The organism is Planifilum fimeticola (assembly GCF_003001905.1).
Lineage (GTDB): Bacteria > Bacillota > Bacilli > Thermoactinomycetales > DSM-44946 > Planifilum > Planifilum fimeticola.
In genome coordinates, this window is record NZ_PVNE01000025.1 from 24910 (window position 1) to 50893 (window position 25984).

Annotated in this window: 31 protein-coding genes and 1 other annotated feature; of the genes, 8 read left to right on the plus strand and 23 right to left on the minus strand. The window is 58.1% G+C overall.

Annotated elements, in window-relative coordinates:
• Positions 1–414: 414 nt before the first annotated feature.
• Positions 415–882, plus strand: a complete 468-nt coding sequence (locus tag CLV97_RS13790; RefSeq protein WP_106346108.1) for a DinB family protein — start codon at positions 415–417, stop codon at positions 880–882.
• A gap of 57 nt (positions 883–939) precedes the next feature.
• Here the strand turns inward: CLV97_RS13790 and CLV97_RS13795 are convergent, their stop codons facing one another.
• The 5 genes from CLV97_RS13795 to CLV97_RS13815 form a co-directional block, all read right to left on the minus strand.
• Complete coding sequence (locus CLV97_RS13795) at positions 940–1701, minus strand: YebC/PmpR family DNA-binding transcriptional regulator (protein WP_106346109.1); 762 nt, start codon at positions 1699–1701, stop codon at positions 940–942.
• 52 nt (positions 1702–1753) lie between these two features.
• Complete coding sequence (locus tag CLV97_RS13800; RefSeq protein ID WP_245891595.1) at positions 1754–2605, minus strand: NAD+ synthase; 852 nt, start codon at positions 2603–2605, stop codon at positions 1754–1756.
• Positions 2602–3459 carry a nitrilase-related carbon-nitrogen hydrolase gene (locus CLV97_RS13805; protein ID WP_170070544.1) on the minus strand — a complete coding sequence of 286 codons (858 nt, stop codon included), beginning with the start codon at positions 3457–3459 and terminating at the stop codon, positions 2602–2604. The genes CLV97_RS13800 and CLV97_RS13805 overlap by 4 nt, the downstream gene beginning before the upstream one ends.
• A 203-nt stretch (positions 3460–3662) precedes the next feature.
• Positions 3663–4604, minus strand: a complete 942-nt coding sequence (locus CLV97_RS13810; protein ID WP_106346111.1) for a phosphotransferase — start codon at positions 4602–4604, stop codon at positions 3663–3665.
• Positions 4605–4648: 44 nt separating this feature from the next.
• Complete coding sequence (locus tag CLV97_RS13815; protein WP_106346112.1) at positions 4649–5461, minus strand: LysM peptidoglycan-binding domain-containing protein; 813 nt, start codon at positions 5459–5461, stop codon at positions 4649–4651.
• Positions 5462–5622: 161 nt separating this feature from the next.
• Here CLV97_RS13815 and CLV97_RS13820 point away from each other — a divergent pair, with 161 nt between their 5' ends.
• The 4 genes from CLV97_RS13820 (at position 5623) to CLV97_RS13835 (ending at position 8950) form a co-directional block, all read left to right on the plus strand.
• Complete coding sequence (locus CLV97_RS13820) at positions 5623–6426, plus strand: SGNH/GDSL hydrolase family protein (RefSeq protein WP_170070545.1); 804 nt, start codon at positions 5623–5625, stop codon at positions 6424–6426.
• Positions 6427–6432: 6 nt separating this feature from the next.
• Positions 6433–7359 carry an ABC transporter ATP-binding protein gene (locus tag CLV97_RS13825; RefSeq protein WP_106346114.1) on the plus strand — a complete coding sequence of 309 codons (927 nt, stop codon included), beginning with the start codon at positions 6433–6435 and terminating at the stop codon, positions 7357–7359.
• The gene (locus CLV97_RS13830; protein ID WP_106346115.1) at positions 7352–8344 is read left to right on the plus strand and encodes an ABC transporter permease; all 993 of its coding nucleotides are present in this window, start codon (positions 7352–7354) and stop codon (positions 8342–8344) included. The genes CLV97_RS13825 and CLV97_RS13830 overlap by 8 nt, the downstream gene beginning before the upstream one ends.
• Positions 8345–8539: 195 nt before the next feature.
• On the plus strand, positions 8540–8950 hold the full coding sequence (locus CLV97_RS13835; protein ID WP_106346116.1) for an acyl-CoA thioesterase: 411 nt from the start codon (positions 8540–8542) through the stop codon (positions 8948–8950).
• Positions 8951–8993: 43 nt separating this feature from the next.
• Here the strand turns inward: CLV97_RS13835 and CLV97_RS13840 are convergent, their stop codons facing one another.
• The 6 genes from CLV97_RS13840 to CLV97_RS13865 form a co-directional block, all read right to left on the minus strand.
• On the minus strand, positions 8994–9500 hold the full coding sequence (locus CLV97_RS13840; protein WP_106346117.1) for a GNAT family N-acetyltransferase: 507 nt from the start codon (positions 9498–9500) through the stop codon (positions 8994–8996).
• A gap of 149 nt (positions 9501–9649) precedes the next feature.
• Positions 9650–10567: a branched-chain-amino-acid transaminase gene (ilvE, locus tag CLV97_RS13845; RefSeq protein WP_106346118.1), complete on the minus strand. Its 918-nt coding sequence runs from the start codon at positions 10565–10567 to the stop codon at positions 9650–9652.
• Between the two features lie 244 nt (positions 10568–10811).
• Positions 10812–11696, minus strand: a complete 885-nt coding sequence (gene pheA / locus CLV97_RS13850; protein ID WP_106346119.1) for a prephenate dehydratase — start codon at positions 11694–11696, stop codon at positions 10812–10814.
• Entirely contained in the window at positions 11693–12649 is a 957-nt protein-coding gene (thrB, locus tag CLV97_RS13855; RefSeq protein ID WP_106346120.1) for a homoserine kinase, read from the minus strand. The genes pheA and thrB overlap by 4 nt, the downstream gene beginning before the upstream one ends.
• Complete coding sequence (gene thrC / locus CLV97_RS13860) at positions 12636–13709, minus strand: threonine synthase (RefSeq protein WP_106346121.1); 1074 nt, start codon at positions 13707–13709, stop codon at positions 12636–12638. Before thrC ends, thrB begins: the two co-directional genes overlap by 14 nt.
• A gap of 57 nt (positions 13710–13766) precedes the next feature.
• Positions 13767–14216 carry an ACT domain-containing protein gene (locus CLV97_RS13865; RefSeq protein ID WP_106346122.1) on the minus strand — a complete coding sequence of 150 codons (450 nt, stop codon included), beginning with the start codon at positions 14214–14216 and terminating at the stop codon, positions 13767–13769.
• 153 nt (positions 14217–14369) lie between these two features.
• Here CLV97_RS13865 and CLV97_RS13870 point away from each other — a divergent pair, with 153 nt between their 5' ends.
• A complete protein-coding gene (locus CLV97_RS13870) occupies positions 14370–14768 on the plus strand; it encodes an Asp23/Gls24 family envelope stress response protein (RefSeq protein ID WP_106346123.1) in 399 nt (132 codons plus the stop codon).
• 658 nt (positions 14769–15426) lie between these two features.
• Here the strand turns inward: CLV97_RS13870 and CLV97_RS13875 are convergent.
• Positions 15427–15975 carry a YdbC family protein gene (locus CLV97_RS13875; RefSeq protein WP_106346124.1) on the minus strand — a complete coding sequence of 183 codons (549 nt, stop codon included), beginning with the start codon at positions 15973–15975 and terminating at the stop codon, positions 15427–15429.
• Between the two features lie 371 nt (positions 15976–16346).
• Here CLV97_RS13875 and CLV97_RS13880 point away from each other — a divergent pair, with 371 nt between their 5' ends.
• Together CLV97_RS13880 and CLV97_RS13885 are read left to right on the plus strand one after the other, a co-directional pair.
• The gene (locus CLV97_RS13880) at positions 16347–16814 is read left to right on the plus strand and encodes a low molecular weight protein-tyrosine-phosphatase (protein WP_106346125.1); all 468 of its coding nucleotides are present in this window, start codon (positions 16347–16349) and stop codon (positions 16812–16814) included.
• Positions 16815–17717 (plus strand): fructosamine kinase family protein, encoded by a 903-nt coding sequence (locus tag CLV97_RS13885; RefSeq protein WP_245891597.1) that lies wholly within the window; start codon positions 16815–16817, stop codon positions 17715–17717.
• A gap of 3 nt (positions 17718–17720) precedes the next feature.
• On the opposite strand, the gene obgE is transcribed toward CLV97_RS13885, so the two are convergent.
• The 11 genes from obgE to CLV97_RS13940 all read right to left on the minus strand — a co-directional run bounded on the left by obgE (position 17721) and on the right by CLV97_RS13940 (position 25969).
• On the minus strand, positions 17721–18998 hold the full coding sequence (gene obgE, locus CLV97_RS13890) for a GTPase ObgE (RefSeq protein ID WP_106346126.1): 1278 nt from the start codon (positions 18996–18998) through the stop codon (positions 17721–17723).
• Positions 18999–19005: 7 nt separating this feature from the next.
• A complete protein-coding gene (locus CLV97_RS13895; protein ID WP_106346127.1) occupies positions 19006–19758 on the minus strand; it encodes a Spo0B domain-containing protein in 753 nt (250 codons plus the stop codon).
• A 235-nt stretch (positions 19759–19993) separates the two neighbouring features.
• Positions 19994–20278 (minus strand): 50S ribosomal protein L27, encoded by a 285-nt coding sequence (gene rpmA / locus CLV97_RS13900; RefSeq protein WP_106346128.1) that lies wholly within the window; start codon positions 20276–20278, stop codon positions 19994–19996.
• Positions 20279–20295: 17 nt separating this feature from the next.
• Complete coding sequence (locus tag CLV97_RS13905; protein WP_106346154.1) at positions 20296–20637, minus strand: ribosomal-processing cysteine protease Prp; 342 nt, start codon at positions 20635–20637, stop codon at positions 20296–20298.
• 5 nt (positions 20638–20642) lie between these two features.
• Positions 20643–20954, minus strand: a complete 312-nt coding sequence (gene rplU / locus CLV97_RS13910) for a 50S ribosomal protein L21 (protein WP_106346129.1) — start codon at positions 20952–20954, stop codon at positions 20643–20645.
• Between the two features lie 13 nt (positions 20955–20967).
• Positions 20968–21038 (minus strand) — a sequence feature (ribosomal protein L21 leader region).
• Positions 21039–21172: 134 nt separating this feature from the next.
• Positions 21173–22039 carry a M50 family metallopeptidase gene (locus CLV97_RS13915; protein ID WP_106346130.1) on the minus strand — a complete coding sequence of 289 codons (867 nt, stop codon included), beginning with the start codon at positions 22037–22039 and terminating at the stop codon, positions 21173–21175.
• Positions 22032–22805 (minus strand): M23 family metallopeptidase, encoded by a 774-nt coding sequence (locus CLV97_RS13920; RefSeq protein WP_170070546.1) that lies wholly within the window; start codon positions 22803–22805, stop codon positions 22032–22034. The genes CLV97_RS13915 and CLV97_RS13920 overlap by 8 nt, the downstream gene beginning before the upstream one ends.
• Before the next feature lie 101 nt (positions 22806–22906).
• Positions 22907–23701 carry a septum site-determining protein MinD gene (gene minD / locus CLV97_RS13925; RefSeq protein WP_106346132.1) on the minus strand — a complete coding sequence of 265 codons (795 nt, stop codon included), beginning with the start codon at positions 23699–23701 and terminating at the stop codon, positions 22907–22909.
• A 13-nt stretch (positions 23702–23714) separates the two neighbouring features.
• Complete coding sequence (locus CLV97_RS13930; RefSeq protein ID WP_106346133.1) at positions 23715–24392, minus strand: septum site-determining protein MinC; 678 nt, start codon at positions 24390–24392, stop codon at positions 23715–23717.
• 190 nt (positions 24393–24582) lie between these two features.
• Entirely contained in the window at positions 24583–25266 is a 684-nt protein-coding gene (radC, locus tag CLV97_RS13935) for a RadC family protein (RefSeq protein ID WP_106346155.1), read from the minus strand.
• Positions 25267–25351: 85 nt separating this feature from the next.
• Positions 25352–25969, minus strand: a complete 618-nt coding sequence (locus tag CLV97_RS13940) for a Maf family protein (protein WP_106346134.1) — start codon at positions 25967–25969, stop codon at positions 25352–25354.
• Positions 25970–25984: the final 15 nt, after the last annotated feature.

Below are 25984 nucleotides of genomic sequence, written 5' to 3' on the forward strand. Positions count from 1 at the left end.
CCCTTCCTCACAGGTCTTCTCTCCTCTCCCGCTTTGTTTATATATATCAGTCGTGTGAAAATCGGTTCCTCCCCTTCCGCGGGGTGGCAAAGTCTGTTGTGTTGCATTAAAAGGCTGGCCTCATATTCTATTATTCTACTACATTTCTCCTATTTTTCAGCCCGTAAGAACGCATTTGCCGTCGCTCATCTCCGGTCCTCGCCGCCGGCCAACTCCCATCAGACAGGTGAGCGCTTCGGCTCTGCTCACGGTGGCAGGCAATCGCCCTTCACATCTCCACGAAATCGACGCCCCGGAACATCCGGGCAAGTTGACAAGCCGTGATTTCAGAGCTATTCTTAAATGGATTGAAAATTTTTCCACGGTGATTTTTTAGGGATCTCCCGTAAACCATCCAAAGAAAGGAGCGGACCGATGAGCAGAGCGGATTCACTGCTTCAGCAATGGCTTCGTCACCGCACGGTGCTTCACGAATTGTTGCAGGCGATCGGCAACGAACACATGCATTACAAACCCTGGAAGGAAGCCTTTTCCCTCGGCGCCCTGGCGGTCCATATCGCCACCTCCTCAAGCATGTTCGTACAGGCTGTCAAAGACGGGGAATTTCCGCAACCATCCGAACCTCCTTCCTTCGAAACGATGGAGGATGTCCGGCGCCTGGTAAGCGAGCATACCGAAAAAACCAAATCCGACTTCAACGCCTTGACTGACCGTCACCTGGATCAAACCATCCCCTGGGGACCCTATCGCGCCACCGGGGAACATTGGTTGATCACGATGCGGGATCACGAAATCCACCACAAGGGGCAACTGTTTGTCTACGCCCGGATGGTCGGCGTTGAACAGCTCCCTTTCTTCACCGTACAGCCGCCGAAAAAGTGATGCCCCGCCGAAAAAGAAGGTTCATCGGGTCGGTTCCCGATGAACCCCTCTTTATCTTCACGCCTCCTGGCTGAGCTTCTCCATTTCCTCCTCGTCGATGTCGAAGTTGGAATGGATGTTTTGCACGTCATCGTGTTCCTCCAGGGCTTCGATGAGGGCGAGCATCTTCGATGCGTTCTCCCCGGTCAGAGAGACCGTGTTTTGGGGAATCATCGTCACCTCTGCCGTCGTGAAGGTGAAGCCCATTTCCTCCAGGGCATTTTTTACGGTTTCGAAATCCTCGGGAGCGGTGGTGATCTCGAAGGAATCCCCGGAGACCTGGAAGTCTTCCGATCCGGCTTCCAGGGCGATCATCAGCACTTCATCTTCATCTTTATCGGTGCTGTTCCGATTGATGGTGAGAAGCCCCTTGCGGTCAAACATCCAGGCCACACAACCGGCTTCCCCAAGGCTCCCGCCCTTTTTGGAGAAAATGTATCGCATGTCGGCGGCGGTGCGGTTCCGATTGTCCGTCAAGGCCTCCACCATCACCGCAACTCCTCCCGGGCCGTATCCCTCGTAGGTCACCCGCTCATAGGCTTTCCCTCCGTCTTCGCCGGTCGCCTTTTTGATGGCCCTCTCTATATTATCATTCGGCATATTTTGTGACTTCGCCTTGGCGATGGCCAACCGCAACTTCTGATTGTTGTCGGGGTTGCCGCCCCCTTCCCGAGCGGCGACGAAAATTTCCCGCGCCAACTTGGCGAACAGTTTTCCCCTCAGCGCATCCTGACGCCCTTTTCGATGCTGAATGTTTTTCCATTTGGAATGACCAGCCATCTGCCTCACTCCTCAACCCAAAAAAGTCCTTCTCTATAGTACCACGGGAGTTTTACAACCCCCAATCCCGCGGATAGCGAAAATCGGCGCCGATGGTCCGCCCGCTCACCTTGAGGATCACCGGCAACCTCCGCTTGTACTGGTTGGCGACGACCCGCCGATGCACCCGGTCGACCAGCTCCGGATCAAACCCCCGGCGGACCAACCGTTCCCGCGAATAACGGCGGTCGACCATGAAATGGAGAAGACGGTCCACCTCCAGATAAGAGAAGCCCAATTCCGCCTCGTCCGTCTGGTCCGGCCACAGATCGGCGCTGGGCGGTTTTTTCAGGATCGATTCCGGAACCTCCAGGTGGGCCGACAGCTGACGGACCTGGGTTTTGTACAGATCCCCCAGGGGATTGACGGCGGACGCCATATCCCCGTGCTGGGTCCCGTAACCCAGGAGCAACTCGGTTTTATTGCTCGTTCCGATCACCAAGGCTTGATGCTCCGCCGACAAATCGTACAGGATGCTCATCCGCTCCCGGGCCATCTTGTTTCCCCTGCGCAGCGGGGAAGCATCGGGAAATCCCGCGAAATACGCATCGATCTGCGGCGTGATGTCAACGGTAACCGACTCCACCCCGACGGCTTCGACGGCCTCCCGGGCATCCTTCAGGCTGTCGGGGCTGCTTTCCCGGTACGGCATGCAGACGGCCAACACGCCCTCCGGCCCGAACGCCCTGGCACACAGAAACAGGGCCAAAGCCGAATCAATTCCGCCGGAAACCCCGAGAATCACCTTCCGGAAACCGGTCTTCTCCACCTCCTCCCGAAGGGCGCGGGTAAGCAGTTCCACGGTCAGCTCCGCATCCAACCGCAAATAGGGCGCCTGGGCAAGCATCTCCTCCACCGGATTCACGGGAGTTCCCTCCCTTCGGACCGCCGCTTCACGATCCGTTCGATCTCCCGGGCGGTCAGCTCAAGATCTTCATCCCGCAGCATCGGCATCTGATATCGGGCAAGGCGCACGTCCTCCGGATTCACATCGATCATTACCAGTTGGGGTTCAAACCGCTCTCCCCGCGCGAGAATCCGCCCGAAAGGATCGATCGCCGCCGACCCGCCGAAAAAGGTGATTCCGTCTTCCGTCCCCACCCGGTTGGTATAGAAGGTAATCGTTCCGTGGAGCAGGGAATGGTTGGTCAACAGGCCGTACCAGGTTTCTTCGGCGGACATTCCCCGTGCCCCCATCCCCTTTGCGGGAGCGTTGGAAAGGACGAGGAGAAATTCCGCCCCGTCCTGAACCAGCAAATAGGGCGCAGAAGGGTGCCAGGCATCCTCGCAGATCAGAAGGCCCATGCGGCCGAACCGCGTCTCAAAACTGCGAAAGGAACGACCGCGGGCAAAATGGCGGGCCTCCTCAAACATCCCGTAGGTGGGCAGGTACACCTTGCGGTGGACGTGCCGAATCTTTCCTTCGCTCGCATAAACCGCCGCGTTGTAAAACAGATGTCCCGGTCCTTCCTCGACCAAACCGAACACCAAATCGATGCGTCCCGACTCACCCACCAGCCGCCGAATCGATTCATCCCGGAGGGTGCGGGCCACATCCAGGGTCAAATCCTTCAAAGAGTATCCCGTCAGACTCAATTCGGGAAACACCAGCAAATCCACCCGCTCGGATTCGGCGCGGCGGATCATCTCCCGGTGCAGTTTCAAATTCTCTTCCACCCGCCCCAATACCGGACGGATTTGGGCCAGTCCCACTCTCATTCCCGCTGCCTCCCAGCAATTTTCCATGCTCGATCCCGTTCTTTCCCCATCTTAACACAAGCCCGATTCCCTCACCAGTTGCAGGATTTACTTCCCTTCCAATAAAAAAGGGGCGCTCCGCGGAGCTTCCAGGTGGAAGACAACCGGCAGCAGCCCCTCCGATCGCCGGCGGGTGAAAAGGCGTCAACATTCGCCGTCGCGCGTCAGCGGATCATTCTCAAAAAACGTCTCCACTTGTCCGTCGATTCCCCGATCCGTTTCAGATACGGAATGACCACCTCGGGATGGTATCCCCTTTTCCCTTTGAGCACCCCCAGGGCTTCCCGAAAGAACTCATTGGGGAACCCGAGCATCTTCTTCAGAATCGACAGCTCCAAGGAGGAGAGAGGGCGAATCTCCCCATAGGCCGCAATCACCTCGTCCCAAACGGATCGGCTCCAATCCTGTTCCGGCAACACCCGGGAAAGCAGTTGCCACAGGTCGCCCAACTGCCAGTCGTAATCCGCCGTTTCAAAATCGATGAGCCAGAGGTTTCCCCCTCGGTCCAACAGCCAATTGTGGCTGGCCAAGTCTTGATGAACGACACATCGGGCACGCCGCTCCCGTTCCAATAATCGGGAGAGGGGATAGCCGGCGAGTTGTCTCCGCGCTTCCAAACCGTATCGAAAGTACATCCTTCCGTAAATCCGAAGCAGTTCGCCGATCTCCCCTTCGATCCCCTCGGAAGTTTTCAGCAGGCGGCCGAATTCGGACAGCCGCGCTTCCAACCTGTGAAGGAATTGGTCTCTTCTCCGATGAAAAGGGGGAGTCGCCAGTCCGCGCCCCAGGCGATGAAATACGGCCAGAAGGCGCGCCGCCCTGCGGACCTGTTTCCTGTTCCGATAGTTCGCCGGAAACCCGTCAATCGCCGGCGTGATCACCCATCGGCTGCCGTCCGTGTAAATCGGCGGCATGGCGTGAAATCCGCGAAACCGCAATTCCCGGTCGACGGACATCCACCAACGCAATTGGACCGGGTCACGGACCGGCTTCACCACCCAATCCCCCGCCGGCGTAATCAGTCGCACATTCCTCCGGAAGGGGAAAAAATCGTTGACGGGAATCCCCAATATCTGTTCCCATTCGGGAACGTGATTCGGGTTCATCCCTCTCCCTCCCCCACAATCGCCTCGCTTCCTTCACGGTTCAGCTAGTTTTCCTGGGATTCCCACATGTCGGTCGCAGAACTGCCCTCTTCGTCCTCGTAGGTTCTCACCGACCCCTCCCAGGAGGAATCCATCGAGTCATACCAAACGGATTCGCCCTCCATTCCCCTGTAGGGCACCATCGGAGGATACATGTGCGGTCCGGGCATCATCGGATACGGCATCGGCATCATCGGAAAGGGCATGCAAGGATAACAACAGGGGTTCCACGGATATACTGGATGAAGCATGGGAGGAATCATCGGCTTGTGCGGTTCCGGGTATCCGGGGTGACGGCGCTCAGGGTAACGGGGATAATCCGGCTCCGGATACCGCTCATCCAACGGGTAGGGATAACGGCGGGGGGTCTCCCAGTATTCCGGACTCCTCCAACGCGGGGGACTTTCCCGCCACGGGCTTCTGTCGGGAGACATCCAGGGCGATGGATACGGATTTGGATACGGATACTCCTTCTTCGGCGGCCTGTGCTCTCTTTTCGGCGGTCTGGGTTCTTTCTTGGGCGGTTGGGGCTCCATTTTCGGCGGCTCGGGTCTGTGCTTCGGAGACTCGGGCCGGTGTTTCGGGGGCTCGGGCCGGTGTTTCGGAGGCTCGGGCCGAGGTTTCGGCCGCTCCCCCGCCGGTTCGGCCGTTTGCTGTGTCACGGGCACTCGCCCCGTGGGAATGCGCACTTTCATTCCCGCCTCCAGAGTATCCGATTCATTCAATTCATTGGCTTGGAGCAATTTCTCGACGGATATGCCGTATCGCTCGGCGACGCTTTCAAGGGTTTCTCCCGGTTGCACGATATGAATTTTCACGGTGAACTCCCCTCCACGAAATAGCGATGATCATTACCATACATATGCGCCCATGGATGAATTGCTCCCTTCTTTTCGGAAGTTCGTCGGACGGTTGACGATCTTTGCCAATCCGGATATCGTAGGCAGTAGTCGCACTTCTAGCGGAAAAGGTGATGGTTTTGACGATCAAAGGACAACCCTTGTGGACCGCAGTCGGCGCAGCGGCACTCCTCTCCTTCATCCTTCTGGCAGCCGGTTTTGCACTGGCTGTCATCGACTTTACCCATCCCGCCCCGCCCGCTCCGAAACCCACATCCGGCACACCGGAAGAAAGATTTTCCGAGAAAGAAAACAAGGTGCTTGTCAGCCTGGGGGATTCCCTCACCCGGGGAACCGGGGACATGTCGGGGAAGGGATATGTGGGGCTGGTCTACGAAGCGATGAAAAAAATTTACGGTGATCGGGTCTCCGCGGTGAATCTCGGAATCAACGGACAAACCTCCGCCGATCTGGCCAAACAGATCCGACAGCCGGAAGTGCGGCAACTGTTGAAGCGCGCCACCTGGATCACCATCACCATCGGCGGCAACGACCTCTTCCGGGCCAGCGGGGGCCCGGAACAGGTGGACCGGGTGGCCATTGATGAAGGAAGGACGTCTTACAGGAAGAATCTGTCCCGCATCATGAGGGAGATTCGGGAACTGAACGGTGAAGCCCCCATCTTTATCTACGGATTGTACAATCCCTTCGGTGATCTTTCGGGACAGGGGGAAACCTCCCGGCTGGTGATGGAGTGGAACGAGACGATCACCGAAGTCTCCCGTCAATTCTCCCGGGTTGTGGTGGTCCCCACCTTCGACCTGTTTCAACTCGATCCGTCGCGATACTTGTACAGCGACCACTTTCATCCCAACCAAGCGGGATACCGGAAGATGGCCGAACGCCTTCTCCATGCCATGGGAGAACCGGAAAAGGGGAGATGACCGCACATGGCCCAGCGCGAACCGGTTTTGTCGGTGAAAAGTTTGTGTAAGCGAATTGGTGGCAGGGAAATTGTAAAAGACATCCAGTTCGATGTGTTTCCGGGGGAAATCTTCGGTTTTTTGGGGCCGAACGGCGCGGGAAAAACGACGACCATCCGCATGCTGGTCGGCCTGATCCGCCCCACCGGGGGAACCGTACATATTGCCGGCCACAACCTCCAAAGGGACTTCCTCAAGGCCATACGCCATGTGGGCTGCATCGTGGAAAATCCCGAAATGTACGCCTTCTTGTCCGGCAGGGAAAACCTGGAGCATTTCGCCCGCATGGCGGGAGACATCCCGCCGGAACGGATTGATGAAGTGATTCGCCTGGTGGAATTGGAAAAGCGCATTGATGACAAGGTGAAAACCTACTCCCTCGGCATGCGGCAGCGATTGGGCATCGCCCAAGCCCTCCTCGGCCGGCCGAAACTGCTGATTTTGGACGAACCGACCAACGGCCTGGATCCCGCAGGCATTCGGGAGCTCCGGGATTTCATCCGAAAACTGGCCCGCGGAGAAGGAATCGGAGTTTTCATCTCCAGCCACATCCTGCATGAAGTCCAGCTGATGTGCGACCGCGTGGCGATCATCAGCCGGGGGCGGCTGCTCAAAACCGACCGCGTCGACCGCCTGGTCGACGGGGACTCCCTGGTCGTCGAATGGACGTTGGATCCTCCAGAGCGCGGAGCGGAACTTCTGAACGATCTCCCGTACGTCTCCAACGTGGAGAGAAGGGAAAACCACATCTCTTCGCAGCTCCCGGAGGAGCGCATCGGGGAAACCGTCCGCATGATGGTGGATGCGGGCATCCTCGTGTCCGGAATCCACCGGCGGAGGAAAACGCTTGAAGATATCTTCCTGCAGATGACGGAGGGCGATCCCATTGCGTAATTTCACCGGTCTGGTCTACAACGAATTGCTAAAATTGGTTCGAAAACGGCGCATGCTCGTGATCTTTCTCATCCTGCTCGTCCTGATTCCCGTGTTCACGTACGCCCAATATCGAACCTACAAAACCACCACGGAACAGATGGGTACCTCCGATTGGCGGGCCCTCCTGCAACAACAAATCGTCGACACGCAGAATCGCCTGGCCTCCAACCGGGTTCCGGAAGAATGGAAAGAGTTCATGCGCCTGCGCATCCAAGTGCAGCAGTACTATTTGGATCACGACATCAATCCCTCGGCCCCCGGAGGCCCCACCTTTGTCCGGAAGTTCATCGAGGAGTCCATCTCCCTCTTCCTTCCCTTACTGGTGGTGGTCGTGGCCTCCGACATCGTATCCTCCGAATACGGTCAAGGGACGATCAAACTCCTACTCGCCAGACCGGTACGGCGATGGAAGATATTGCTCAGCAAATATGTCGCCCTGCTGCTGGTCATTTCCCTGATTTTGCTGCTCACCGGCATATTGGCCTATCTCATCTCCGGAACCGTGTTCGGATACGGGGGATGGGGCATGCCGGTGTTGACGGGATTCCAAATGAAAGGCGAACATGTCATCACCGATTTCGTTCATCTGGTCCCCCAGTGGAAATACATCCTGATGGCCCTGGGGCTGGCATGGTTCACCTGTACGGCGGTGGCCACTCTCTCCTTCATGGTCTCCGTGCTCGTTCGCAGCACCGCCGCCAGCATGGGCATCATGCTGGCGGCCCTGATCGCGGGCAGCCTGCTGGTACAGCTCGCTCCTTCATGGACATCCCTCAAATATTTGGCCTTTACCAACCTTAAGCTGACCGATTACTTGTCCGGCGCACCGATCCTGATTGAAGGCATGAGCCTTCCCTTCTCCCTGTCCGTCCTATCCCTCTGGTCGGCGGCCGGCCTGATCATCGCCTTCACCGTGTTCGTCCGGCGGGACGTGTTGGCATAACTCGCATCCCTCGCCGGGCGACGGAGGGATTCCCTTTGTTACCCGCAGCCAACGGAATCGACGGGCCTTCTCCTCCTGATGCCGCTTTTTCCTTCGAATGGGGGCAGCCGGAACAGGACCAGGCCCCTTTCGTGAAAAAAAGCTCTCTTTCCATTACAATGAGGAAGAAAAATACGACGATGGGGAGGAACCGAAATGCCGCTGGTTACGACGCTGCAGGTCCGCTTCAACGAATGCGACGCGCTGGGCCACGTGAACAACGCCGTCTATTACACGTATATGGAGACAGCCCGGACGGAGCTGTTCCGGATGCTCGATCCCGAGATGGACGTGAAAAATTGGAAACTGATCGTGGCTTCCACCAGTTGTGAATACAAGGCGCAGTCCTCCTTCGCCCAATGGCTCCGGATCACCACGGAAATCGAGCGAATCGGGAACAGCAGTTTTACCGTCCTTCACCGGATCACGGACCGGGACAGCGGAAAACTGGTCGCCGTCGGTCGGGCGGTGCTGGTCCACTTCGATTACCGGGAGCAGCGGAGCCGGCCGTTGACTCCGGAGATGCGCCGCACCCTGGAAACGCTGTTGATAAACACCGATGAATAAACGTCAGGCGGGAGCGTTTCGGCAAAACGCTCCCGCCCGCTTTTTACCCGAAATCCAACACCATCAGTTCCTGGTCCATGTACCGGGAACCGATTTTCAGCGATCTCGGTTCTTTCCCCCATGTTCGAAATCCGGCGGACAAATACAGCTTCTTGGCGGAGTCATTGGAGGCGACCACGCGTAGCGTGATCAGCTCCAGCCCCTTCATCTTCCTGGCCCGTTCCACCGCCTCCGCCAGCAGCGCCTTTCCCACTCCCTTCCCGCGGCATTCGGGAAGACAATACATCCCCCAAATCACCCCTTTATGCCTCTTCTTCATCCCCTTCTCCCTGTAAAAGCCGACCATTCCCACCAGCTTCCCCGCCGCATCAAAGGCTCCCAGGACGAAGGCATCGGGGGAGGGCTTCAGCCTTTCCGCCGTTTCCTCGATGGAAAGATTCACCGCTTCCTCATAGGACTTACCAAAGGCATCGGGATGGTCTCTCAGCGCTCTCAACCTCAGCTCCCGAAAGGACACCGCATCTTCCGGATCCAACAGTCGTACGTTCATCCTCTTCTCCTCCAGGCCATGGAATCACGCCGATAACAAAAAAGGGCCGAAAGCCCCGTAAAGTGCCGTCGGGAGAAACGATGCCCCGCCGCATCGGCAGAGCATCTTCATCCCGCGGCAGATGATTTGCCCACCCCACAGCGTCAGCTTCATCCCAACTGCGACGCAGCGCTCACCTCCGGATACACCTGCACGCCGTCCACCCGAACCAACTTCCGGAACGCCTCCAACAAGCTTCGGGTGATCGGTCCCGGCTTGCCGGTACCGATCTGGCGGCCGTCCACTTCGACGACGGCGATCACTTCGGCGGCCGTTCCCGTGAGGAACGCTTCATCGGCAATATACACATCGTGTCGGGTGAAGGGCTGTTCCTTGACCGGGTATCCCAGTTGATCCGCCAGGTCCATGATCGCCTTGCGCGTGATTCCCTCCAAAGCTCCCACATATCCCGGAGGAGTGTAAAGAACTCCCTTTTTCACGATGAAGATGTTGTCCCCCGATCCCTCGGCCACGTATCCGTCTTCGTTGAGCATCAGAGCTTCCCCCACGCCGGCTCGGTTTGCCTCGATTTTCACGAGAATATTGTTCAGATAATTCAAAGATTTGATTTTTGGATTCAGTGCATCCGGGATGTTGCGCCGGGTCGGAACGGTCACGATGGGCAGTCCGTTGTCATACAGCTCCTGGGAGAAGAGGCGAACCTGATCGACGATAATGATGACTTGGGGATCCGAACAGCTCTCCGGGTCCAGCGACAAGGATCCCGCCCCCCGGGAGACGACCAACCGGATATACGCATCACGCAGTCCGTTTTTGCGGACCGCATCGACGACGGCCTGCTGCATCTCTTCCATGGTCATCGGAATCTTCAGCATGATCGATTTGGCCGAATCGTACAGGCGCTCCAGGTGTTCCTTCAGACGAAACACATTTCCGTCGTAGACCCGGATTCCTTCAAACACCCCGTCTCCATACAGAAAACCGTGGTCAAAAACGGAAACTTTCGCCTCATCCTTTCGAAAATACTTCCCGTTGATGTACACCCATCGCTCTTCTCTCTCTTCCATTGCTCAGCACTCCCCCCGATATATGCACAAAATGATAAAAGCCTCTTCCGTGCAGACTCCGACCAGCAGTCAGAACCTGCCGCACGAGGCTTTTTTCCCCACGGTGTACACCGATCACGGTGTTGATACCGCTCGGACCAGTCCTTCGCCCCTCGGCGAAGCGGAACCCTAGGTATCCTCCTGACTATCAAAAGGATTGCAATATTTCATTTATCGAACATTATAGTCTCGTCACAACAAAATGTCAACGAACAATCGGCTTCGCTCCCTGCGAGACGCGGTAACAGGGAAAGGAGCCCAGCCGACGCACGTGGCAGCCCAAGACCTCGATTTCCGCCACCGCTCCGGCCATTAAAACCGGGTCCCAATCCTTCTCCACATCGATAAAGAAATGATAGCTGCCCAGCCCCTTTTTGGTCGGCCTGGATTCAATCCGGCACAAGTTGAGCTGACGCCAGGCGAAGGCGGACAGGACCTGGTGCAGGGCCCCCGGATAGTCGGAAGGCAGCGTGACCAGAATGCTCGTCTTGTGAAGCTCCGGATCCCTGTTCCTTTTGGGAAGCGGTTCTTTGCCCACGGCGATGAAACGGGTGAAATTGTTCGGATGGTCCTGCACATCCTCCTCCAGCACATGGAGGCCGTACAGTTCCCCCGCCGTCCGGGTTCCGATGGCCACCCACGCCTCGTCGGGACGGCTTTTCACCTGCCGGGCGGCCTCCGCCGTGCTTTCGGCAAAAGAAACCTCGGCACCGGGAAGATGTTCCCGCAGATACAGTCGACACTGAGCCACCGCCTGGGGATGAGAAATCACCCGGGTCCATTCCTCCGGGGACCTGCCCGCCTGGAAGGGATGAACCAGCAAACACTGTGCGATCGGATACACCAATTCCCCGACGATCAACACATCCACCTGATGGATCAACCAATCGAGGGTGAGGACCACCGATCCCTCGATGGCGTTTTCCACCGGGACGACGCCGTAATGGCAATGCCCGGCGTCGACGGCATCCAACACATCGGGAATCGACGGATACTCCACCAGCTCCACATCATCTTCGGGGAAAAAAGCGCGCGTCGCCTCATGGGTGAATGTCCCTGCCGGTCCCAGATATGCAACCGTCCTTTTCATGTTTCAACTCCTTCGGTGTTTCCCATGAATTTACTACGACCCATTCCGATTGTCAAGCGTACAGATGCCCCCTCCGCAAAGGGGAGCAGGGACAGGATCCGCACGGAGATCCCGTGGCGGGCGAACACTTCCTTCATAAAACGCCCGACACGTCCCGGTTCCCGCGTTAAGGCGATCAAGGTGGGACCCGCGCCGCTCAGAGCGACGCCCAACGCACCGTGCCGACGGGAATCCGCCAGCACCTCTTCCATGCCGGGGACCAGCGGAAACCGATAGGGTTGATGAAACCAGTCCTCCATCGCCACCTCCAACAGCTCCCATCTTCCGGTCAGCAGTGCCGCCGTCAGGAGATTGGCCCGGCTGCTCGCCAACACCGCCCGGGAATGGGGAAGGTTTCGGGGAAGCACCCTTCTCGCCTGTTCCGTGGAGAGGGAAAAGGAAGGAATCGCCGTAACCACGTGCAGGGGAGGGGGAGGACCCTGAACGTGATAAACCCGCTCTCCGTCCCAGGAACAGATCACCACTCCGCCGAAGAGGGAGGCGGCGGCGTTGTCCGGATGCCCTTCCCGGCGCGTCGCCTGAAGCAAAATCTCTTCTTCACTCCACGGACCACCCAGCAGATGATTTGCCGCCAACAAGCCGCCGACGACGGCCGCGGCGCTGGACCCCAGCCCCCGCATCAGCGGGATGCCGCTCTCCATTTCCAGGCGAAAGGGGGGCATCTCTCTCCCCATTCGTCGAAAGGCTTCGCGCATAACGTGGATGACCAAATTTCGGCCGTCGGTCGGGACGCCCCTCCACTGGTCGCCCCTGAGGACGATCTCCATCCGATCCTGATGCGAAAAGCGCAGGCGGAGAAAGAGGTTTAACGCCATCCCCAGGGAATCGAAACCGGGTCCCATGTTGGCGGTGCTGGCGGGCACCACCACTTCAAAATCATCAAAGGGCGCCATGACTCATCCCTCTTTCCGAGATCGCCCGGAGCACGGCCTCCGGATCGCATGGGATGACGCGGGGTTTCACGGCGACGGCCTCCAGGGCGGTGGACGGATCCTTCAAGCCGTTGCCGGTCAATACGGCCACTACCCGGGCGCCGGGGGCAAGCTGTCCCTTCTCCCGCATTTTGATCACACCGGCAAGGGACGCGGCGGAGGCGGGTTCGGCAAAGATCCCCTCTGCCCGAGCCAGCCGGCGATAAGCCTGCAAAATCTCCTCATCGGACACGCTGTCGATGCGCCCTCCCGATTCCCGTTGCGCCCGGACGGCCAGTTTCCAGCTGGCGGGGTTGCCGATGCGGATGGCCGTGGCGACGGTCTCCGGATTGGGAATCGGTTCGCCCCGAACGATGGCGGCCGCCCCTTCCGCCTCGAATCCCCACATTTGCGGCAGCCGGCGGATGACACCCGCCTCGTGGTATTCCACGAAGCCCTTCCAGTAGGCCGAAATGTTCCCTGCATTCCCCACGGGAATGGCCAGCACGTCCGGCGCTTCCCCCAGCCGGTCGCACACTTCGAAGGCCGCGGTTTTTTGTCCCTCCAGCCGGTATGGGTTGATGGAGTTGACCAGCGTGAAGGGGTGCTCCTCGCTGATCGAGCGGACGATGTCCAGAGCTTGGTCGAAGTTCCCTTTCACGGCCAGGACTTCGGCTCCATACATGACCGCCTGGGACAGCTTGCCCACGGCAATGTGACCGTCGGGAACCAACACGATGGCGCGGAGGCCGACCCGCGCGGCGTAAGCGGCGGCGGAAGCGGAAGTGTTTCCCGTGGAAGCGCAGATCACCGCGGTACTTCCTTCCTCCACCGCCTTGGCAATGGCCACCACCATTCCCCGGTCCTTGAAGGAGCCCGTGGGATTGGCCCCTTCCACTTTGAAGTACAGATCGATGTCCAGCTCCTGCGAGAGCGTCTCCGCGCGGATGAGGGGCGTGTTTCCCTCCTGGAGGGAGATGATCGGCGTCCGTTCCGTAATCGGCAGATGGTCCCGGTAATGCTCCAATATCCCCTTCCACATGATCGATGGTTCCTCCTCACTCCCGTTGTACTCAGCCATTTTGGGCGCTCTTTCCTTTTACTCGCCGGAGGCGACCAAAATCGCCGACCGGACGCCCGGAAGCTCCTGAAGGCCGTCGGTAATTTCCGTCAATTTTTTCGCCACCTGTGCCGTGTCCACGGAGAGAGCCACATTGGCAACTCCCTGAAGCGGAATAGTCTGATGGATCGTCAACACGTTGCATCCCAATGAAGCCAGATAACCCAAGACGCTGGACAGGACGCCGGATCGGTGTTCCAGCGTCAGGGAAAGGGTGATGATCTTCTCCCTCATCATGGCGTTGAAGGGGAACACGCTGTCCCGGTATTTGTAGAAGGAACTGCGGCTTAATCCCACCTTTTCCACCGCCTCCTGGACGGTGTGCGCTTCCCCTGTCTCCAACATCTTCTTCGCTTCAATCGTCTTCTGAATCGCCTCGGGCAAGACGTCGGCCCGTACGAGATAAAAGGGATCTTCCGAATGCGGCATGGACCATCCCCCTGAGAAAGACAAATGTCTTTTATTAATAGACACATTATAAACCCCCTCGGCCGATGCATCAAGGGGGTTTTTGCCGTCGGATTCTCCTTCGCGCAAACGGGGAATGAAATCTATGAAAAACCAAATGGAAAGGATGATCGCATGGCGGACAAAAATCAAAAGGGTGGGCTTCGCTTTTCGACGGAAGTGCTGGAAACCATTGCCGGAATCGCCGCCAGCGAGGTGGATGGGATTCTGGCCATGAGCGGTGGAATTGTCGAAGGATTCACGGAACGGTTGGGGAGAAAAAACCTGACGAAGGGAGTCACCGTCGAGCTGGGGGAAACGGAAGTGGCCGTTGATCTCAAAGTGGTGGTCGAATACGGCCGGAACGTTCCGGAGATTTACGAACAGGTGGTGAAAAACGTGGAGCGGGCCATCACCAACATGACCGGGCTGAAGGTGGTGGAAGTGAACATGTATGTGGAGGGAGTCGGCTTTCCCGATGAAAGCGCTCCCCGGGAAAAGGAGGGCGACAAGGACGCCGCGCGGGTCCGGTGAGAAGGGGTGACCTGTTCTCATCACCGCAGGGCCTTTGACGGGTTACCCCGAGATTTGCCAACAAGGGCATCCTCGAGAGTTACGCAATGTTCCTTCCGCACCCATGTCTCAGACGTCAAAAAAACCGGCTCCCTGTACGCTGAGGAAACCGGCATATATCCAATTACGGAACGCGAAGCATCCACAGAACCTTGTCAGTCATGAATCGCGCCGTTCAAATAAACCCGAAGCTGAATTTCGACCTCCAGGACGCGGTTTATCTCCTCTTCCGTGTTGCGCTTCTTCCGCGCAAAAAGCAGTACGGGGCAAATCGATTCGGCCGAGCGCCTGAAGTCATCCATCCAGCCGCAGCGCGGCACCATCCATGTGTGAAAATGGTGCGTGACATCCTCAAATAAGAATGATAAACGCGATCAACGCCGAGCATCTCGCGCTGCGCCTTCCTGATCCGGCAGAGCGTCTGAATGTAATCCAAACGCTCTGCTTCCGCCAGCTCATCCAGGCACCTCACATGCCTTTAAAACCCCACAACGGGGGGTCATCCTGATGGGCATGAATACGGGGGTTCATAGACAGTGCCGCCAGCAGGCTCCTTCTCTCCCTTAACAATTGAGCAACCCACCGGCCAATCGAATCTCCCGCAATGCTCATCACCTCGTTACACCAGCCACTCTTCCTGCAGGCGAAAGAGCCGGGAATCCCGGACAGACTTCAGATCGGGTCGACTCCGCAAAAGGGTGAACGACAGGCAGCGGTCCGGCCCGTTCAACGTCCGGCCCATAAACAGCGCAGCCACGTCTCCGTCGAAGTCTTCAGCCGCATGCCGATCGGAGTCGACCCGTCCAGGATAGAGTTGGTCGTCGCTTACACGGATCCACCGGCTGGTCAGAGCCCGGCAGAGGGCTTCCCTTTCCCCGGGAAGGGACGAGATGCCCACCAGCAGGGTGACGGAAAGGCGTTCATAGGTCTGCTCCTGTTTGGTCGCATGAAAAATGGAGTCATGTACCTGGGACATGAAGGCATCATGGGAGGAGCGATCACGCCACAGGGCGAGAATGCCCGCTTCAGCGGGGCGATGGACATTCCACCCGCCCCATTGTCCGTATAATCCGTCCACATCCCTGATGGCCTTCCAAGCGCATTGGGCCCGGGAAAAGGCCTCTCTCCGGTTTTCGGGCACTTGACATATGATCCACTTGATCAACATCTTTTTCCTCTTCCTCTCTTACCGGCGGGATCACGCCTTCTCCGCAATCCTCTTCTCCCTGCGGCATCAAAAACGGTCTTGTGCGGCGGACAAGCTCCCGAAAGGGGCGTGCCTCTGAGCGCCTTTTCCATGCAGGCAAAACCACGCGGTACACCCTCTTTCGCATCGGATGGAAATCGTTTCACAACGTTTCGCGATTTTCCCGCATCGATCATGCAGCAGGGATCATCCCGCGGAAAATCGGTCCCTTCCGTCACATTCAACTACCTGAATACGGACTTGTCGGCGTTTCGCCATTTTTGCCAAGCCCCTTCCCTTCCGTTGTGCTATCATAATGAACGTGAATACCAACGGAGAAGGAGTGCCGGCTCATGATATCCGTATTGTTCGTCTGTCTGGGCAATATCTGTCGCTCTCCGATGGCGGAAGCCGTTTTTCGTCAGATGGTGCGGGAGGCCGGGTTGGAAAACCAGATCCGCATCGATTCCGCCGGAATCGGCGGCTGGCACGAAGGCGAACCCCCTCACCGGGGAACCCGAAAAATTCTGGATACCTACGGAATTTCCCATGAGGGCATTCGCGCCCGGCAAATCTCCCGCGAAGACCTGGATCGCTTCGATATCATCGTGGCGATGGACAACAGCAATATGGCCGCCCTTCGGCGAATGGCGGAAAAAACGTCCGCCGACTTGTTTTTGTTGACCGATTTCATCCCCGATACGGATCGATCCGACGTTCCGGATCCGTACTACACGGGAAATTTTGAGGAAGTGTACGAGCTGGTGGAAGCGGGATGCCGCGGCCTTCTCCAAAAAATCCGGGAGCGGGAGGGTATCTGATTGCCTTCGAAGGATTGGAAGCTGGCAGCCCTAAAAGCGCTCGGAAGGTTCGGTGACCCGGGCCCCCTGCGGCACGCGGCGGGAGTGTCGGGCGGAAGCATCAGCCGGGCGTATCGGCTTACGACGGAAAAGGGCACCTACTTTTTCAAATGGAACCAAAATGCGCCTCCCGGCTTTTTTGCCGCAGAAGCCCGGGGACTCGATCGACTCGGCCGGGCGGCAAAGACGGTGCGCATTCCGCGCGTCCTCGCATGGGACGATCCTCCGGAGGGCGGGGAGGGATGGATCCTCATGGAATGGATCGATTCCGGTACCCAGGGCTTGTCCTCCCGTGGCGCGGCGGAACGACTGGGGCTCGGCCTGGCGGAAATCCACCGGACCCGGGCGGAGGCCTTCGGGTTGGGGGAAGACAATTTCATCGGGATTCTCCCTCAACCCAACGGATGGTATCGGAGCTGGACGGATTTCTACCGGGAGCGTCGACTGCTGCCGCAAATCCGGTTGGCCTCCGAGCGCGGGCTTCTGCCCGAGCGGCGCAGCCGGCTCCTTCACCGGTTGTGCGACCGCCTCGATCAATGGTTGGAACGCCCCGACCTCCGTCCCTCGCTCCTGCACGGCGACCTTTGGAACGGGAATGCCCTCGCGGACAGCGGGGGAGTTCCCTGCCTCATCGATCCCGCCGCCTACTACGGCGACCGGGAGGTGGATCTCGCCTTTTCGGAGATGTTTGGCGGATTCCCCTCCCGGTTCTACGACGCCTACAACGAAGCCTTTCCCCTTCCGCCGGAGTATTCCGCGAGAAAGCCGCTGTATCAGCTCTATTACCTGCTGGTCCACCTGAATCTGTTCGGGGAATCCTACGGTCCCGCCGTGGACCGCATTATAGAGCGATACGGCGGCTGAGCCTCAATCCATCAGTTCAAATTCCATTCCTCCGATCCGGACGGTGTCTCCCTCCTTCGCCCCCTTTTCCCGGAGCGCCTCTTCGATACCCATTTCCCGCAGGATGCGGGCCAGGCGGCGAACGGAATCATGGTAGGCGAAGTTGGTCATCGCCACCAGCCTTTCCACCCGCTCCCCTTCCACGATAAACACCTCGTTTTCCCGACGGATCACAAAGGGTTCCTCCGGCTCCCGGCTCCGGTACACCTTGTACCCGGAGTCGGATTCCTCTTCCAAGGGTTGTTCCGGCTGCTGGTCCAGCAGATCCGCCACAGCGAAAAGCAGTTCCCTGACTCCTTCCCGGGTCGCAGCCGATATGGGATAAACGGGCACTTCCGGCCCCACTTTTTTGCGAAACGCGTCCAAATTGTCACGGGCATCGGGAAGATCCATCTTGTTGGCGGCCACGATTTGCGGGCGGCGGGCCAGGTCCTCCCGGTACTGCCTGAGCTCCTCGTTGATCTTCACCCAATCCTCATAGGGATCCCTTCCTTCCAGGGCGGCCATATCCACCACGTGGACCAACACCCTCGTCCGATCCACATGGCGCAGGAACTGATGCCCCAAGCCGACGCCCTGGTGGGCTCCTTCGATCAGCCCCGGCAGATCGGCCATCACGAAACTTCGTCCGTCCCCGACATCAACCACTCCCAAATTGGGAGTGAGGGTGGTGAAGTGATAGTCGGCGATCTTGGGGCGGGCTGCCGAAACCGAAGCAAGCAGAGTGGATTTTCCGACGCTGGGATAACCGACCAGACCCACATCCGCCAGCACCTTCAGTTCCAATTCGACCCAGCGCTCTTCCCCCGGCTCCCCGTTCTCTGCAATTTCCGGCGCCGGATTGGACGGGGAGGCAAAGCGCATGTTTCCCCTTCCTCCGCGTCCGCCGCGGGCCACGACCACCTCCTGCCCCTTTCGGGTCAGGTCCGCGATCATCTCCCCGGTTTCAGCATCCTTCACCACGGTGCCGGGCGGAACCTTCACCACCAACGGATCGGCACTGGCGCCGTGCTGCCCCTTCGACCGGCCGTGTTCCCCCCGTTTCGCCTTAAAGTGTTTCTGGTAGCGAAAATCGATCAGGGTTCGGAGTCCTTCGTCCACGCGGAAAATCACATCGCCGCCGCGCCCCCCGTCACCCCCCGCGGGTCCTCCCTGGGGAACATATTTTTCACGGCGAAAGGCGACCGCACCGTTTCCGCCGTCTCCCCCACGAACATAAATTTTCACGTAATCGACAAACACCAGTCCGTCACCTGCCCCACGACAACAATCGGTTTCCGGGGGATCTCCCCCCTTCGAGGGGAATTTCCGCCATGAAGCCCCCGTCGGAAACCTGAAATTTTCCCTGCCAGGATTCAGTCCGTTTCTTCAGCCGATCCCAATCGCCCTTCGCAAGCACCTTCCGCGCCCGGGAAACATGGACCGAAAAGATCACCCCGTCTTCCCTCTTGTCAAAACGAAACCGCACCGTCGTCCGGTCTTCGGGGGGAACGATGCGCCCCATCTCCTCGGCCGCCTCCTCCACCATCCGGCAGATCCGTTCGGCTTCGAGGGAGGGAATCGATTGAAATCCTTCCCCGATTTCCACTTCCCAATCCCATTCGGGAAATCGATGCGGCAGCGAGACCAGGGCGACAGCCAGGGGAGGATGTTTCACTTGGGAAAGGCGCCGCTCCCGTTGGGCCTGTTTGACCAACTGCTCCAAATAGGGACGAATGCGATCGATCTGCTTCATCGACAAATATCCCATGATGACCTGGACATGATTCATCCAATCGTGCCGCTTCCGCTCCAACAGGCCAAGGGAGGTCTCCGCTTCGCGGATCCGGAAGCGGGCTTGTTCCCGTTCATAAAGACGGCGAACGCCGATCAACATCGCGAGAATACCCAAAGAAACCAGGACGATCCCGGCCCTCCACCCCCAAGGTTGAACCGCTGAAAAAAACAGACAAAGGACAGCTGGACTCAAGGGTTTCAACCACGCCCACCATCCTTGTGTCATCCTCACCGACTCCCTTTTTCAGAAACTTTTACGGGCGGGCCGCCGCGACCGGGTTTCCAGCTTGCACACGGAACGGATTTTATCATGGATCAACGATCCCATCATTAAAACTGCGACCATCTTTCGCGCATTTTGTCGAAGGGAGCAGAACTCCCAATCTTTATTATTATACTTTAAAGTCGGGATACAAAAAAACCCCGGAAAATCCGGGGTGCTCTCGTTCATACGGCCGAAATCACACCGTCTTCGGATAAACGCTCACGCGCTTGCGGTCGCGTCCCAACCGCTCGAAGCGGACCACGCCGTCCACTTTGGCGAACAGCGTGTCATCACCGCCGCGCCCCACGCCCAAACCGGGATAAATTTTGGTTCCGCGTTGACGGACCAAAATGCTTCCGGCGGTGACAAACTGTCCGTCGCCGCGCTTCACGCCCAGGCGCTTGGCGATGCTGTCACGGCCGTTCTTCGTCGAACCGACACCCTTTTTCTGGGCAAAGAACTGCAAGTTCATTTTCAGCATTTCTGCCACCTCCTCCTTTATCCCTTCCCGATCGAATCCGACAGCTGAACGAAATCGGGATACTCCTCCGCCACCATGGCCAGCGACGTCACCATCGCTTCCATCAACAACTGGATCCGTTCGGCCAGCTCGGGGGAAACCCCTTCGGGAACCCGGCAATCCACCTTCCCTTCCCGATCCGAGGCCTGGTGAACCCTTACGCCGAGAAGCCGCTCCGTCGAATTGACCAGTCCGAGGGTAATCCCCGACACCGCCGCACAGACGATGTCCTCTCCGGGATCCGCATATCCGGCGTGACCTTCGACGACCACCCGCCGGATGCGCCGATCGGACGACCTGGAAACGGTGACGCGTATCATGCGCATTAAGCCTCGATTTTTTCGATCTTTACCTTGGTGAAGGGCTGGCGATGCCCTTTTGTCCGCTTGTACCGCTTTTTCGGTTTAAACTTGAAAACGGTGATCTTCTTTCCTTTTCCGTGCTTTTCCACTTTTCCCGTGACGGAAGCTCCTTCAACCGTCGGGGTTCCGATCACGGTTCCCTCTTCTTTTCCGAGCAGCAGCACCTTGTCGAAGCGGACGGTCTCCCCTTCCTGGGCAGACAGTTTTTCGACGAAAATGACGTCCCCTTCCTGTACGCGGTACTGCTTGCCCCCTGTTTCAATGATCGCGTACATCCCCGGTTAAACCTCCTTCATCGAGACTCGCCAGAGCCGGGTGGATAACCCTTGAAAACCCGCTCTGAGCGGTTGCTTGTCCGGGTTGGCAAGCAAAGATACACGAGGAAAATCGTAGCACAGATCAGCGGTTTTGTCAAACCGGAGAGACGGGACAACCGGCCTTCCGGATGAAAACGGGAAATGCCCGTGATAAGGGGCCGCGAAGGGGCGGATCCTTATCCGAGCAGCTCACCGATCCGCATCCGCGGATTTCCTCCCTCGAAAAATCGCTTCAATACTACTTCTTCCGGGATGCATCCCAAGTGCCGTCCCTGGAGGTCAAACACCTCCATCACATGGTAAACCTCCTTTCTCCAACGCCTCAGCACCGCGAGCAACCGGTCTTCGGAGGAGACGGGCAAACGGATCATCCTGCCGCCGTCATGAGGCCGATCCCGCCTCTGGATGAGAAATCGCATGTATTGCAATTCTCTCTGCTTCAGCGCCGTCCAGTTGGCGTGGCACAAAAAGAGAGCGACGATCACCAGGTTGAGATGCACTTCCCCGCCCGATCCGAACAGTCCGAGAAACAGCAATCCGAGCGAAAGAAACAAACTCCCCTTGAAGGACCAGTCGAGACAACGACGATACGGAAGGACGTAGCTGAGGAGGGCCTGCAGAATCCTGCCCCCGTCCAGGGGATAGATCGGGAGCAGATTGAAGCCGGCCAGCATCGCGTTTCCCTTGACGAAAAAAGCGGTCCACTCCTCCGTCCACAGGCCGAAAAAGTAAAAGAGAAACCCCGCCAAGACCATCATCACGTTGTGGAAAGGCCCGGCGAGGGCGACGACGATCTCCTCGCGAGCCGGGGCCGTCCCCCACTCATCCGTGCGGGCAACGCCGCCAAAGGGAAGCAATTCCAGGGCCGTCACCCTCCACCCATGGCTCCAGGCTGCGGTGAGATGCCCCAGTTCGTGAATGATCACCAGCACGAACAATGTGACGATTTCGATAAAACGGCCGGTCAACACCGACCACAAAATGACAATCCAAAAAAGAAAGTGAATCCGGATGCGGATCCCCTGCCAGGGCAGGCTACTCAAGCGGAATCACGTCCCCCGGATCGGCGAACCGATCGTTTATTCTCAGGGCAAAATACAACAAAGACTGTCCCGACCGTTCGCCGATCGTTGCGATGGGTTGTCCCTTCTTCACCCAATCATCGGTCCGCACCTGAATCTTGTCCAACCATCCGTACCAGGTCTCCTTCCCTCCGGGATGGCGAACAATCACCGTCTTCCCCAAACCCTCCCGGTCACCCGCGAACACGACCAGCCCCTCGGCGGAAGCAGTGACGGGACCCGGACCGCTCGCGGCGATCACAATTCCCCGGCCGTCACGGCTGAAGGGCCGGATCACATCCCCTTGTACGGGAGCGGACCAGGAGGCAGAACCGCGGGAGTCCTTCTCCGATTTTGGCTTGAAAACGGGAAGGATCGACGGACTGCCTGCGAACTGTCGCTCATACCACTCTGCGACTCCGGCAAAATTAAAATCCCGTTCCATCACCTGGGCGACAAAATCTTGCGCCTGGCGCCCCGCCGTCGTGTTCGACTGGAAAATCAAATAGGTGACAGTCAGAAGGAGAAAGGAACAAAACAATTGAATCAAAAAACGGTTTTCATTTCGTTTCTTCGTCCTCTCGTTCCAGGGTCCGGGGCGATTCCACGGTTTGACATCCCACCCTGACAGATCGTCTTTTTCCCATTCTTTCCATCTGTTGCCGCCACTGAAGTAAGGACTTCCTTCACGAATCGCCCGAACCCGTCTCTGACGACGCTTGCGGATTCCCCGGCCCCATTCTCGCATATCCGTCACCCGCCTCTTGTGGCCAAGCATTTTCTCGGTATCAACATATGACTTGTCTCATCCGAATATGCGAAGGGAAAGCGGGTATGTAAAGAAATCGATCATCCAAAACCGAGCCAGCGCTTCAACCTGGAAAAAATGCCGCCCCGCTTCTCCAGCGGCAGCATGGGAACCACTTCCCCCTGTATGCGACGGGCAATATTGCGATAGGCCCGTCCGGCGGGACACTTGGCTTCAAAAACGGCGGGTTCCCCTTGATTGCCGGTGCGGATGATGGTCTCATCATCGGGAACCACTCCGAGCAGATCGACCGCCAGTATGTTCACCACGTCGTCCACCTTCATCATCCCGCCTTCCTTCACAAGGCGCGGACGATAGCGGTTGACGATCAACTTGGGCTTGCCGACATCCTCCTTCTCCAACAGGCCGATCACCCGGTCCGCATCCCGGACGGCGGTGCTCTCCGGCGTCGTCACGACGATGGCCTGATCCGCTCCGGATACGGCATTTTTGAATCCCAGCTCGATCCCGGCGGGGCAGTCGATGATGACGTAATCAAACTCCTCCTTCAATTCGGCGATCAAAGACCGGAGCTGCTGTGAGGAAATGGCCGACTTGTCCTTGGATTGCGCCGCCGGGATGAGAAACAGCGTGTCACAGCGCTTGTCCTTGATGAGCGCCTGTTGGCGGGTGCAATTGCCTTCTATCACGTCCACCAGGTCGTATACGATCCGGTTTTCCAAGCCCAGCAGGACATCCAGGTTGCGCAGGCCGATATCCGTATCCACGAGGCACACCTTTTTGCCCTCCAGGGCTAACGCCGTGCCGACATTGGCCGAAGTGGTCGTTTTCCCGACCCCTCCCTTACCGGAAGTGACGACGATCGACTCCCCCACCTTTTCTCCCTCCTCACAGGGATTTAAAGCGTTTATCCCTCCACTCCAGCTCCGGCCGAATCTGACCCAAATCATGAACCGAGTCGACGGCGATCTGCGCATCCAACAAATAGGCAAAACGCATGCCCACTTCCGATTCATCCCATTCATCGGGGGGGCGGGAGATCACATCAGCGATCCGCAGTTGGGTCGGACGAAAGACGGAAGCGGCAACAATCGCCGATTCATCCCCTTCGCTTCCTGCATGGGCCAAACCGCGAAGCGCCCCCAGCACGTAGATGCTGCCGGTGGAGCGGATACAACCCCCGGGATTGACGTCCCCCAGAAAGAGCAAATCACCGCGGTGATCCAGAACCTGCCCGGACCGGATCGTTCCGCAAAGCAACTTGATACCCGGGGTTGAATCGGCCAGGTAGTGCATCCCTTCCGCTTCGATGGAACGAACGATTAAATTTTTACGAATGGAAAAAACCTGACGAAGCTCTTTCTCCTCTTCCCGGGTAATCTGCCTTCGCCCCAATTTGATCAGCACCGGCGTATCCGGTCCATCCCAAATATGTGAGGAAACATGCTCCAGCTTTTGCCGGATCTCATCCAGAAGTGCAGAAAAAGGCCGGGTTTCGTCCAGCAGAAACAACAAACCGTCCTTGGTTCCTTTGATCGTCACACCCGGCTTCACCAGTTTGCTCATATGCCGTCACCCCGTCTTCTCTTACTCTTTCGTCAAAGGGCATCGTTTTCCTTCCTGGATGCCCCGCCTCGGCATCGCCCTGCAAATTTGCAAACCGCTGCAAAAAGAAGGGGAATCCGAACAATCCCCCGGCGGATTGCCCGATCCCCCCTTCCCTTACCCTTTTCACATTCGGAAACCCTTCCGGCCATCAATTCAGGCCGGGAAACATCCCCTTCTCCTTCAGGCTGAAATAACAGCCGTCGCCCACGATGATGTGATCCATCAGTTCCACACCGACGATTTCGCCCGCTTCGTACAGCCGGTAGGTGATATCGATATCCTCCCGACTCGGATGCGGATCCCCGCTGGGATGATTGTGCACACAGATGATTCCCGCGGAACTGCGCCGTATGGCTTCGCGAAACACCTCCCGCGGATGCACCACGGAGGTGTCCAAGCTTCCGACAAAAATGCATTCCTTGTCGATGACGTGGTTTTTGGTGTCTAGAAAGAGGCAGACGAAATGCTCCTGTTTGAGATAGCGCATCTCGTCCATCACCATCTCCGCCGCATCCCGGGGAGAGCGGATCGTCATGCGCTCCTCTGGCATCGCACGCGAGATGCGCCGCCCCAGTTCGATCCCGGCCAGGAGCTGCACCGCCTTGGCCATTCCGATTCCCCTGATCTCCATGAGCTCCTCCAGGGTGGTATTCGTCAAGCCCCGGATGCCCCCCGCTTTGGAGAGGACGCGATTGGCCAAGTGGATCACCGATTCCGAGGAAGCGCCGGTCCTGAGCAGTATCGCGATCAGCTCCGCGTTGGAACAATGTTCGGCTCCCAGCTGGACCAGCCGTTCGCGGGGGCGTTCCTCCTCGGGCACGTCGCGAATCATCAATTGCTTTCCAGGATTCACGACATCCAGCCTCCCTCACCCTCGCCGGTCAATGAGGAAAACCCGAATGCCCCGTCCGCGGATGTCACGCCTCATCGTCCGGCAATCGAAAATCGCGAACCAGAGCGTAACCCAACTGCTTCGTCAACTGAAGGAGCAGCGGAACCGACATTCCAACCACATTGGTGTAACAGCCTTCAATTCGGTCCACAAGCAGGACCCCTAAACCCTGAATCCCGTATGCGCCGGCCTTGTCCAACGGTTCTCCGGTCCCGACGTACCATTCGATTTCCTCCCGATCCACCGGCCGCATCGTCACCTCCGTGACCCGGTGACCGACGGCTTTTCTTACGGTCGAACCTGCTTCCACCTCCACGACGGCCAATCCGCTGTATACCTGATGCGTCCGTCCCTGCAGGCGCTCCAGCATGGCGACCGCTTCCGCCGAATCCGCCGGTTTGCCGAGTACTTCACCGCCCAGAACGACGATGGTGTCCGCACCGATCACCAGCGCCCGCTCCCTGGACCCGGCCACGTCGAGGGCTTTGGAGAGAGCCAGCCGTTCAACCAGCTCAGCGGGATCCTTTCCCGTCACTCCGGCCTCATCCACCTCCCCGGGTTGAACGGAAAAGGAAAGGCCCAACCGACTGAGAATTTCCCTGCGCCGGGGAGAACGCGAAGCCAATACCAATTCCGGTTGCACCGTACACCTTCACCT